The sequence below is a fragment of the Jeotgalicoccus halotolerans genome (assembly GCF_003387165.1).
Lineage (GTDB): Bacteria > Bacillota > Bacilli > Staphylococcales > Salinicoccaceae > Jeotgalicoccus > Jeotgalicoccus halotolerans.
Genome location: NZ_QUMW01000001.1, coordinates 35,050 through 45,855 on the forward strand (window position 1 = coordinate 35,050; position 10,806 = coordinate 45,855).

Genomic DNA, 10,806 nt, shown 5'->3' on the forward strand with positions numbered 1-10,806 from the left:
GTGAATTTATGGATATTCGGCAATTACGGTATTTTATCGTTATCGCAGAAGAGAAACAGATATCAGCAGCAGCGAAGAAGCTTTATATGTCGCAGCCGCCGCTCAGCCAGCAGCTGAAAAATATGGAAGCATCGCTCGGTGAACAATTGTTTGAACGGAGCGGTAAATTTTTAGAGCTGACCGAAGCGGGTAAAACTTTGTATAAATACGCGCTTCAAATTACACAGATGATGGAAGAGGCTAGAAATGAAGTTGCCGATGTCGGGGGAGGAATAGACGGCAGGCTTGCAGTTGGTATTAATACTTTTTCCTTAGGCAATTTAAATGAAGTATTTCATCAGTACAGAAGCATGTATCCAAAAATAAAATATAAAATTCAGCAGAATGAATCGTCCCTGCTCTGCTATCTTTTGAAGCAGCGGGAAATAGAAATGGCAATCGTCCGTCTGCCGCTTGAAATAGATGAATTTACACTGCAGCATCTCTACAGCGAACCGTTTTACGTTATCACTTCCAAAGAGAAAAAACTGTTTACAGGAGATGCGACACTCGAGGAAGTGAGCCGGTATCCGCTCGTCCTGCCGAGTATCGAAGGACTGGGTGTGTATTATTCAATCCATGAAGCATTCTCCAAAGCTAAAATACATCCGGAAATTATTGCGGAGTTTTCCGATCTGAAGCTGATGATGGAGCTTGTGTCCACTGATTTTGGTGTTTCCATAGTGCCGGAATCTCTCCTGCATCTTTACAAGGAATATCCGGTGCATATTCACAAAATTGCAGATTCTGAACAGCTGTCGGGTGATATCGGTTTAATCTGGCTGAAAAATCATCGTCTGTCTAAAGCAGCTCAGAATTTTATCGATGTGCTGGCTGCAAACATCAATAAGGGAGATATCGGACTGATATAATATAAGCGGGGTGGTTTTATGAAGCGGAAAAATATAAATGTTTTAGGCGGAATAATTTCCAGAATGGCCGGGAGAAAAGAAAAAGAGTATATAGATAGTCTCAATCAGGAAAAGCTCGAGAGAAATATACAAGCAGCTAAAGACAGGCTGGAAGAAGGTAATCTGTCTGTATGTCAAAAACAGGAGTATGAAAAAACGCTCAGGCATCTGGAGAAATACCAAAAATAAAGAAGAAACGAAGGGGATACAGTGTTTAAATCAGCCAACAGGAAAACATACGCTATGGCAGCAGGTCACTTATTTTGTGATATGAACTCAGGCATTCTGCCGGCCCTGCTGCCTTTTTTAATTTTTGCTTATGATTTTACATATACAGCGGCAGCAGCCCTCATATTTGCAGCAAATATCGTCTCGTCAGTCTCTCAGCCTTTTATCGGTATATATTCAGATATTATATCTAAAAAATGGATGGTGCCTTTAGGCTTAATCCTCGGCAGCTCAGGGCTTGCGGTTATTGGCTTTTTAGATAACTACTGGGCAATTTTTGCTGCCATTATGGTCAGCGGGCTTGGAACAGCACTGTTTCACCCGGAAGCAGCAAAGACCGTGACTTTGAATGCAGGGAAAAACAAAGCATCGGATATGAGCATATTTTCTTTGGGCGGGACTTTGGGCTTTGCACTCGGACCCGTTGTCGCTACTGTCACGCTCATGCTGTGGGATTTGCAGGGTTTGATAATTTTAATTATCCCGTCGCTGATTATGAGTTTAATTATTTGGAAAGTCACCAGTGAACCGGCAGGGCAAAAAGCACCTGTTTCTTCTGCAGCCACAGCTCAGGTACTTCCGAAAGACCAGTGGAAACCATTCTCGCTCTTAAGCGTTGTGCTGATTATGCGGTCCATTGTCTTTATAAGTTTGAACACCTTTATTCCGCTGTTCTGGATTACGATTATTCTCCAGTCCAATGAATCGGGGAATATACTTTTAAGTATCTTCCTGATCTCGACATCAGCGGGTACACTCTTTGGAGGAAGAATCGCAGACAATTTAGGTTACTTAAACGTCATCCGCTACAGCTTTATAGCAGTTGTACCGGTACTGTTTATCCTCTCTGTTACAGAATCGTTTGCACTCTCGGCACTGATGATAATCGCAGCAGGATTTCTAATTTTTATGCCGTACAGTTCACTCGTTGTGCTGGGACAGCAGTATCTGCCGAACAGAGTCGGCCTGGCATCAGGTGTCACTCTCGGTTTATCGGTCAGCGCAGGCGGAGTCTTTGCACCGGTTTTAGGTAAAATCGCAGATATGTACGGGGTATCGGCAGTCATGACGGTTATCTTTGGTGTTGCAGTCATCGCTTTAATATTTACACTGATGCTGTCACGGATGCATACGCAGTTAAAATTAAATGCTTCATATTAAAAATGTAAGAGTATGGACTTTGAATCTATAAGAAGAAATGCCAATCTGCATAAATAAAGTAATTCAAGAAGTTCCTGCTGGTTTTCACCACACAGGAACTTCTTACGTTTTGTTGACTATCTACAATTACAGATTTAGTATAGGACTATGTTTTTAAAATTTTCAAATTATTCATACGAAAAGGAATGGTTTTGTGATTACTTTAATTAAAAATGCAGAGATTTATGCTCCGGACTTTATCGGCAAGCAGTCAGTCTTAGTGATTAACGGTAAAATTTCAAAAATTGGCGATATCGATGAAAACGCAGTATCCAGCCTCGGGATTGACTATAAAATCATTGATGCCGAAGGTGCTCTTGTCACACCGGGTTTTATCGATCCCCATGTACATTTTCTCGGAGGCGGAGGTGAGGGCGGATTTGCGACCCGCACTCCGGAAATTCAAATCAGTGATTTAATTCAGTCGGGTATTACTTCAGCGGCCGGTCTGATCGGAACAGACGGGACTACGCGGCATTTGACTTCTCTCCTTGCTAAAGCCCGGGGTTTGGAAATCGAAGGAATTTCTACATATATTTATACCGGTAATTATGATGTGCCGACACCGACTTTTACTGACAATGTAAAGGATGATGCAATTTTAATCGATAAAGTAATCGGTACTGCCGAAATTGCAATATCTGATTCGAGATCCGGCCAGCCAAGTGTACATGAACTTGCAAAAATTGTCGGTCAAACCAGAGTAGGCGGCATGTTAAGCGGCAAGGCGGGAATTACCCACTTCCATACAGGTCCCGGAAAAGGTTATTTATCAATACTTCACCAGCTGCTGGATGAATACGAACTGCCTGCATCGAATCTCCATGTGACTCATATAACTAGAAGCAGGGAATTATTTGATGATGCCATCAGACTGGCAGCAAGGGGTGCATTTGTCGATATTACCGCTGATGACACGACTTACGAATGGATCTCCTATTATAAAAAGAATCAGGGGGATTTAAGTAAGCTGACTATATCTTCGGATGGCAACGGCAGTCTGCCTAAATTTAATGAAGAAGGAAAACTGATCGGCTTTGGAGTCGCCAGTACGCGCACCCTATTTAATCAGGTTATTGAAACGATTAGAGCGGGAGAATTATCTTTGGAAGAAACTTTGAGGCTGGTGACAGCCAACACTGCAGAGGCCCTGAAACTCGAAGGCAAAGGTGTGATTCAAGAAGGAAGTGATGCTGACTTATTAGTGCTGTCGAAAGATACCTTTGAAATTGAACATGTATTTGCGAAAGGAAAGCATATGATTGAGAACGGCAATTTACTCGTAAAAGGGACTTTTGAATAAGGGAGAGCGTACATATATGAAAAGAAAACCAAATTTATTTGAAGCATTTTCACCTATTGCCGTAATGCTGCTGCTGCTGGCAATCGGTTTTGGAGTATTCGGATTAAACCCTGAACCGCTGCTTATACTTTCTTCCGTATATGCAGGATTTATTGCTCTTCGTCTTGGATTTTCATGGGAAGATATGATGAAAGGAATACAGGAAAAAGTGAGCCTGGCTATGCCTGCCATTCTGATCCTCATATCTATCGGGATTTTAATTGGTACCTGGATGATATCCGGCACTATTCCAATGTTAATATACTACGGGCTGGAACTGATTAATCCGACATTCATCGTTTTAATTGCCTTTGTCGTTTCTGCCATTATATCTATCGTTACCGGAACATCATGGGGGTCAGTCGGAACAGTTGGTGTCGCTTTGATGGGAATTGCGACAGGCCTCGAAGCCAATCTTCCGGCTACTGCCGGTGCGATAGTTGCAGGTGCATATTTTGGAGATAAACTATCTCCATTATCCGACACAACAAATCTTGCGCCGATTGCTGCTGGAAGTGAATTGTATGAACATATTAAACATATGATGTGGACGACGGTTCCGGCAGCTATCGTATCGATGGTTATTTATTTAATCGCAGGATTAAGTATTGCTGACAAAGAAGTTACAGCGCCGGAAACGATGACTACTATGCTGACAACTTTAAATGCTATGTTCAGCTGGAATATACTGTTATTATTGCCGCCTGCTCTTATATTATTCGGAGCTGTAAAAAAATATCCTACATTGCCGGTCATTATATTCTCTTCAGTGCTGGCAGGAGTTTTGGGAATGTTTATACAAGGATTCAGCTTAAAAGATGTATTTGCATCTGCAGTTAGCGGCTTTGATGTCAGCATGGTTAACAAAAATGGATTCGAAGCCTCTTCTGTCATACCGGAAGTGCTGGATTTAGTACATCAGGGCGGCATGCAGTCTATGACAAGTGTGATTTTAATCGCCTTTTCGGCGTTTGCCTTCGCAGGAATTATGACAAAATCAGGTGCCTTGGAAGTCATTATAGAATATCTTCTTAAATTCGTTAAACGTACGGGAGATTTAATATTAACAACCGTCTTATCCTGTCTGACTATGGCATTAGTAACAGGCAACTCTTACCTGTCTATAATCGTTCCGGGGGAAATGTTCAAAGATACTTATAAAATGAAAAATCTTGCTGCAAAAAATCTGTCAAGAACACTTGAGGACTCAGGAACAGTTATCGTTCCTTTAATCCCCTGATCATCTGCAGGAGTATTTATGGCAGGAACACTCGGCATCCCAACCTTAAGTTATGCCCCTTGGGCCGTGCTTTGCTACGTTGGATTTATCTTTGCTATTATTCTAGGATATACAGGAATTGGTATTGCAAAAGATTTGAAAGAATAGAAAGCTAATTAAACTTACTAACGGGCATCTTCAATAATTTTTGGAGATGCCTCAAACTTTATTTAGGAGTAGGCTTGATGAAATATTCTTTATAGAGACGCTGCTTGCTTATTGTTATACTGTAAATGATTTTAAGTTTACATAAAAAGGGGAATGATTATGCCACATATTAAACTGCTGACAACAGGGGGAACGATTGCCAGCAAACGGGATCCTGTTACAGGACTCCAGCAAACCGGCTTGATAACAGGAGAGGAACTGGCGGGGAAATTGGATTTACACGATGATATCCACATCAGCGTAGAGGAGATTATTAAAGTCTCAAGCAGTGCTATTACTTTTGACAACCTGATAACGATAAAAGACGCTGTTCTGGAAGCGGTCAATGACGACGATGTGGATGGCATCGTACTTACACACGGTACTGACACGCTTGAAGAAACGTCTTATTTCCTAAGTCAGGTTATACCGGCAGGGAAAGCAGTCGTCGTCACAGGATCGCAGCGCGGGCCGGAGCTGATTGGGACCGATGCTTATGCCAATCTGCAGGATGCCATTACACTGGCAGCAGATGAAGGAGCGGCAAAAATCGGCGTCAGCGCCTTATTTAATTCGAAAGTATTTATGCCGAGATTTGTAAAAAAAGTGAACGCGATGAACGTCGACGGTTTTGGCGGCGGAGGCACAGGATACCTCGGAACGGTGGATGGCCATGATGTAAAAATTTATCAGTATCCGGCACATAACAGTACATATAAAGTTCAAGGAGAATTGCCCGAAGTCGATATTATTAAATGTGCTTTGGGTACTGATGCGAAATTTATCGATTGTGCAATTGACCATAAAGTCGAGGGACTTGTTATTGAAACAATGGGGCGGGGGCATGCAAATGACCTCGTTGCTGCAGGAGTGAGAAGAGCGGTCGATGCGGGAATTAAGGTTGTTATTACTTCCGCTTCCGATGACGGCGATGTAAAGGTAGCCTATGACTTTTCCGGTGGTATTTCGCAATTTGAAAAAGACGGTGCAGTGAACGGCGGCTCTTACGACAGTAAAAAAGCGAGACTGAAACTCGCTGTAATGCTGGCTGCTGGGGAAGAGGTTACCGAAGAGGATTTTAAATACTAAACAATAAAGAAACCGGAGCAAATAGTGATATGCTCCGGTGTTTTTGAATCTTTAATTATTCACCTGCTGCAGTTACCTTATAAATCATACCGCCATCAGTAGCTGCTACAAGCGCGCCATCTTCAGTTACAAGAATATCGCGGAAACGTTGGCCTTCGTCAGTTAACAGACGTTCTTCCCCAACAATCATGCCGTCTTCAATGACGACCCGTACAATATAGTTTGGCGCCAGACCGCCGATAAACAGGTTGTTCTCCCATTCAGGAATGGCGTCGTTATCATAGAATGACATACCGCTTGGTGCACTCGTTGGATCCCAATAATATACGGGTTCAACAAAGCCCTGCGCTTCGTGTTCTGAAATACCATCATTGATTAATTCACCGCTGTACTCGATACCGTAAGACACAGTCGGCCATCCATAGTTAGAACCCGGTTCAATAATGTTCAGCTCATCTCCGGCCTGTGGACCGAACTCAACAATCCATAAGTCTCCTGTTTCTGGGTTGAAGTCCACACCTTGAATATTACGGTGACCGTAGCTGTATATACCATCAAGTGCGTCTTTATCTTCAATAAATGGATTCGAATCTACTGGTTCCCCGTCCTGTGTAATGTGAATGACTTTACCTAAATAAGCATCTAAGTCCTGTGCACGTTCTCGAATTGGATCATCTGAGCGCTCACCAGTTGTTAAGAACAGGTTGCCATCTTCATCAAAAATAATACGTCCGCCATAGTGTAAGGTGCCATCATAGGCTGGTTCTGCCTCGAAGATAACTTCAAAATCTTCAAGTGAGGTCTCATCTTCTGATAACACACCCTTACCGACAGCAGTTAAAGTACCATCGTCCTTATCTTCGGAAAACGTCATAAACACCAGCCTTGATTCGTCGAAATCAAGTGCGACGGTTACATCAAGTAAACCACCCTGATCTTCGTTATTTACTTCCGGTGTACCTTCGATTGGATCTGAAACAGAACCATCTTCAAGGTTTAAAATAAGAAGTTCTGCGGAGTCCCTTTGCGTAACAAGCAAGCGGTTCGTATCAAACTCTTCCATACCCCAGGACACATCAAGACCTTCAGCAACAACTTCCACATTCAATTCTGTTTCAGTTTCTACTTTAGGCGCTCTGGTTTGTTCTGGAAATGCTGGTTCAAACTCAGTTACTTTTGGTTCAGTTTCAGCACTTTCTTCCGTTGCGGTTTCCGAGTCGTCAGTTGATTCTTCTGTTACGGTTTCCGAGTCGTCAGCTGACTCTTCTGTTACAGTCTCTGATTCATCCGTCGTTGCTTCTTCTGAAGTATTATCATTGCCGCATGCTGCCAACGCCAATACAAAGATCAGCATTGTAAAGAACAATAATCTCGACGACGAAACTTTCGGCATTGTGTCCCTCTCCTTTTCTATAGTATAAAGTTTCTTTTAAATTAATTTTATCACAATTTTCAGAAAACTAAAGAATTATGTGCTGGATTCGCACATGAAAATCCGCGACAAAGAGGGATTAGACCGATGTCTTTGTGAGTTTATTCGTTTGAATTAAATAGTAAACAGCTGCCGCCTGAACCGTATTTATTTGGTTCCTTATCACCGGGCAGGACGAACAGAATTAAACAGTAAATGAAAATAATTGTTCCAAAAACGAGACATAAAATACTGATGACTAATACGATGCCAACGGTTGTATCACCGTCAGTCCCGTGCCAGGCAAAAATTCCGATAAAACCGGCAATGAGTCCGTAAGGTGCAGCAATCGCACTGATTGGAAACAAAATCGCGAACAGCATTGTCCGGTTTGTATCATGCAGCCGCCGTGCTGCGGTTGTAAAAGAAGGTACCATTGTCAGCAGCACCACATACCTCGCAAGTGGAATTTGTATAACTGCACTAAAGTAAAAAACAAAAAGAAAGATAAAGATATGAATCAGAAAAGGTACCCAGAAGTCAGAACGGGTCGACCTTCCGCTGAAATCAAAAGTATGCTTCCAGAAATCTATGTAGCTTTTAAATATCATATGAAAACCTCCCTGAAGTCAGTTTGGTGTAAATATTAACAAATCCGTTTTGCTATTTATCAAATTTAAGAATGCACTTTGCGACTTCTTCGCCGCTTTCTTCGAGCAGATAGTGGCCGCAGTTCTTCAGTTCATATCCTGTCACATTATTAAGCGACTGCTTCCATATTTCTTCAACAGGCAGCCCCGACAGATTTCCTTTTTCCGCCCAAAGCAGCAGAGTGTCGATGTTTAATTTATCTTCTGTTTCAACCATTTCCTGATACTCGGGCAGATCAAATTTATATGAAGCTCTGTAATCACTTAACGCTGCTTTCACTGCGCCTGGCTTTTTCCAGTGTGAGAGATACTCATGCCACGAGCCATCTGAATTTAAGCGGTCGAATAAACCATCACCGCGGCTGAGCAGGAATTTTAAATATTCTTCTTCCTTGCCTGAAATTAGTGTCTCCGGTAAATCGGGCACAACTTGAAATACCCAATGCCAATATTTCTTCGCAGCTTCTTCAGCGGATAAAGAATATACATATTCCATCGGCATAATTTCAATCAGAGCAAGACGGTTAATTAATTCTGGATAATCATAGGCCATTCTTCGTGCGACTCTTGCACCGCGGTCATGACCGACAACGTAAGCACTGGCAAGCTTCAGTTCAGCTAATATTCCTGCAATATCACTCGCCATAAGTTTATTTGTGTAATTTTCTATGCCCTCTGGTTTGTCTGAATCTCCATAGCCTCTGAGATCCACGGCAACAATTTTATAATGATTCTCCAAAGAAGGAATTACCTTTCGCCACGTAATCCAGCTTTCAGGGAAACCGTGCAGAAGCAAGCAGACTGGACCATTTTCAATGCCGCCTGTGACGTAATGCAGCTTAACACCATTAATATTTGTGTAATGACTATCCATTTTATCTTTCTCCTTTTTTTAAACTATTAAAAATTTCTCTTTAATAGATGTATACCCATTATCGTCCCGATGAAGTCTTCACATGCGGTCGCAAACGAATACCCCAAGCTATTTATAGTTTCATAAAACATTCTAAATGATACAATAGCCGTAACATTATTTTAGGAGGCACACAGATGGAATCGATTACGTTAATGGAAGCTTATGCGATTGAAACTTTGAGAGGAAATGGCATCAGCAACGATAAAATTATTAAAAATATTAAAGCCAACGATCTTGAGGAATTCAAAGCTGTTAAAGAAAATATGGATTTTGACGCGCTTGTTGAGCTCGACAAAAATGCCGATTTCGAATCGATTGTAAACGACGGCTACAAAGTGAAGTTCCTTACTTTCAATGGTCTTAAGAATTTAATTAAAATGAAGTTCGGCAAATTTGCTGATGAAGATTACCAGGTCGATGAATTTGTCATCTCAGGACTTGAACTCGATGAAAACCAGCAGAAAGATTTAGAGAATATTCTGTCTGCAAACTGGACCTTAGAAAGTGAAGCTGGCGGCGTAACTGTTAAACCGGCAAAGTAAATCTTACGAGGAGGTTATTTTTAATGAAAGCTTTATATCATGAAGGCGTACAGAGTCTTGAAGGTATTAAATTCGGTGAAGTGGAACAGGATAAATTGGGAGACGATGAGGTCATCGTTAAATTAAAAACAGCAGGATTAAATCACAGAGACTTATTTATCCCGAACAGGCACGGTGAAAACGATCCGCCGATTGTGCTTGGTTCCGACGGTGCAGGGGTTGTTGACCAGATTGGTGCTAACGTTAAGAACGTGGAAATTGGCGACGAAGTCATTATCAATCCGTCACTCGGCTGGGAGAAAAACAGCGCGGTGCCACCGGAAGATTTTGAAGTTACCGGCTTTCCGTTCAACGGCACCTTCGCAGAGTACATTACCATCCCTCGAGAAAATGCTGTCGCGAAGCCTGAACATTTAAATTGGGAAGAAGCGGGGGTGCTCGCCTTATCTGCGATGACTGCCTACCGCGCGATGTTTACGAGAGGACAGCTTAAAGCCGGACAGACAGTGCTGATTCCAGGTGCAACAGGCGGTGCAGGGACTTATCTTTTGCAGTTTGCTAAGGCTGCCGGGGCAACAGTCTATGTTACTTCGCGTTCAGAAGAAAAACGTCAAGAAGCGCTGAAACTCGGTGCTGATAAAGCGCTTGATTCTGAAGCGGACTGGGGTGAGCAGCTCGGCGGTGAAAAGGTCGATCTCGTTATTGAAAGTGTTGGTGCGGCAACGTTTAATCAGTCTCTGGACCAGCTGAAACGCGGCGGTACTTTGGTCGCTTTCGGTGCATCAGCAGGGGATACTGTGGACTTTGATCTGCGCAAGTTTTTCTATGGGCAGTTTAACTTACTCGGTTCAACAATGGCGAGTACTGAAGAGCTTCACGAAATGCTTGATTTTATCGAAAAACACAACATTAAACCGGTAATGGATAAGACATTTAAACTCGAAGAATACAAAGAGGCATTTGATCGTCTCGAAAATGCCGGCATGATGGGCAAGATTGCTTTTACTTTATAATTTTTAAATTATTCGAAAATTCTGCTTGCAAATTGTAAA

General features: G+C 42.3%; 10 protein-coding genes and 1 pseudogene. 8 read left to right on the top strand and 3 right to left on the bottom strand.

Annotated features, from left to right (window positions below):
• Nucleotides 1-8: 8 nt before the first annotated feature.
• The 6 genes and pseudogenes from DFR63_RS00255 to DFR63_RS00280 all read left to right on the top strand — a co-directional run bounded on the left by DFR63_RS00255 (nt 9) and on the right by DFR63_RS00280 (nt 6,235).
• The gene (locus DFR63_RS00255; protein ID WP_115883780.1) at nt 9-911 is read left to right on the top strand and encodes a LysR family transcriptional regulator; all 903 of its coding nucleotides are present in this window, start codon (nt 9-11) and stop codon (nt 909-911) included.
• An 18-nt stretch (nt 912-929) separates the two neighbouring features.
• Nucleotides 930-1,139 (top strand): hypothetical protein, encoded by a 210-nt coding sequence (locus DFR63_RS00260; RefSeq protein WP_115883781.1) that lies wholly within the window; start codon nt 930-932, stop codon nt 1,137-1,139.
• A gap of 21 nt (nt 1,140-1,160) precedes the next feature.
• Nucleotides 1,161-2,339, top strand: a complete 1,179-nt coding sequence (locus DFR63_RS00265) for an MFS transporter (protein ID WP_147302182.1) — start codon at nt 1,161-1,163, stop codon at nt 2,337-2,339.
• A gap of 193 nt (nt 2,340-2,532) precedes the next feature.
• Nucleotides 2,533-3,681 carry a beta-aspartyl-peptidase gene (gene iadA, locus DFR63_RS00270; protein WP_115883783.1) on the top strand — a complete coding sequence of 383 codons (1,149 nt, stop codon included), beginning with the start codon at nt 2,533-2,535 and terminating at the stop codon, nt 3,679-3,681.
• A 16-nt stretch (nt 3,682-3,697) separates the two neighbouring features.
• Nucleotides 3,698-5,107: pseudogene (gene nhaC, locus DFR63_RS00275) on the top strand (Na+/H+ antiporter NhaC).
• Between the two features lie 159 nt (nt 5,108-5,266).
• Complete coding sequence (locus tag DFR63_RS00280) at nt 5,267-6,235, top strand: asparaginase (RefSeq protein WP_245954093.1); 969 nt, start codon at nt 5,267-5,269, stop codon at nt 6,233-6,235.
• A gap of 55 nt (nt 6,236-6,290) precedes the next feature.
• Here the strand turns inward: DFR63_RS00280 and DFR63_RS00285 are convergent, their stop codons facing one another.
• The 3 genes from DFR63_RS00285 to DFR63_RS00295 all read right to left on the bottom strand — a co-directional run bounded on the left by DFR63_RS00285 (nt 6,291) and on the right by DFR63_RS00295 (nt 9,170).
• Nucleotides 6,291-7,628, bottom strand: a complete 1,338-nt coding sequence (locus tag DFR63_RS00285) for a PQQ-dependent sugar dehydrogenase (protein ID WP_115883785.1) — start codon at nt 7,626-7,628, stop codon at nt 6,291-6,293.
• A 140-nt stretch (nt 7,629-7,768) separates the two neighbouring features.
• The gene (locus tag DFR63_RS00290) at nt 7,769-8,257 is read right to left on the bottom strand and encodes a DUF805 domain-containing protein (protein WP_115883786.1); all 489 of its coding nucleotides are present in this window, start codon (nt 8,255-8,257) and stop codon (nt 7,769-7,771) included.
• A gap of 52 nt (nt 8,258-8,309) precedes the next feature.
• Nucleotides 8,310-9,170 (bottom strand): alpha/beta fold hydrolase, encoded by an 861-nt coding sequence (locus DFR63_RS00295; protein WP_115883787.1) that lies wholly within the window; start codon nt 9,168-9,170, stop codon nt 8,310-8,312.
• Nucleotides 9,171-9,346: 176 nt separating this feature from the next.
• On the opposite strand from DFR63_RS00295, the gene DFR63_RS00300 reads away from it, so the two are divergent.
• Complete coding sequence (locus tag DFR63_RS00300) at nt 9,347-9,754, top strand: hypothetical protein (RefSeq protein WP_115883788.1); 408 nt, start codon at nt 9,347-9,349, stop codon at nt 9,752-9,754.
• A 23-nt stretch (nt 9,755-9,777) separates the two neighbouring features.
• Entirely contained in the window at nt 9,778-10,767 is a 990-nt protein-coding gene (locus DFR63_RS00305) for a zinc-binding dehydrogenase (RefSeq protein WP_115883789.1), read from the top strand.
• Nucleotides 10,768-10,806: the final 39 nt, after the last annotated feature.

Excerpts from the sequence above, each read along its gene's own strand:
- DFR63_RS00280 (WP_245954093.1), top strand. The coding sequence starts at position 5,267 with ATGCCACATATTAAACTGCTGACAACAGGGGGAACGATTGCCAGCAAA.
- DFR63_RS00290 (WP_115883786.1), bottom strand. The coding sequence starts at position 8,257 with ATGATATTTAAAAGCTACATAGATTTCTGGAAGCATACTTTTGATTTC.
- DFR63_RS00295 (WP_115883787.1), bottom strand. The coding sequence starts at position 9,170 with ATGGATAGTCATTACACAAATATTAATGGTGTTAAGCTGCATTACGTC.
- DFR63_RS00260 (WP_115883781.1), top strand. The coding sequence starts at position 930 with ATGAAGCGGAAAAATATAAATGTTTTAGGCGGAATAATTTCCAGAATG.
- DFR63_RS00305 (WP_115883789.1), top strand. The coding sequence starts at position 9,778 with ATGAAAGCTTTATATCATGAAGGCGTACAGAGTCTTGAAGGTATTAAA.
- DFR63_RS00255 (WP_115883780.1), top strand. The coding sequence starts at position 9 with ATGGATATTCGGCAATTACGGTATTTTATCGTTATCGCAGAAGAGAAA.
- DFR63_RS00285 (WP_115883785.1), bottom strand. The coding sequence starts at position 7,628 with ATGCCGAAAGTTTCGTCGTCGAGATTATTGTTCTTTACAATGCTGATC.
- DFR63_RS00300 (WP_115883788.1), top strand. The coding sequence starts at position 9,347 with ATGGAATCGATTACGTTAATGGAAGCTTATGCGATTGAAACTTTGAGA.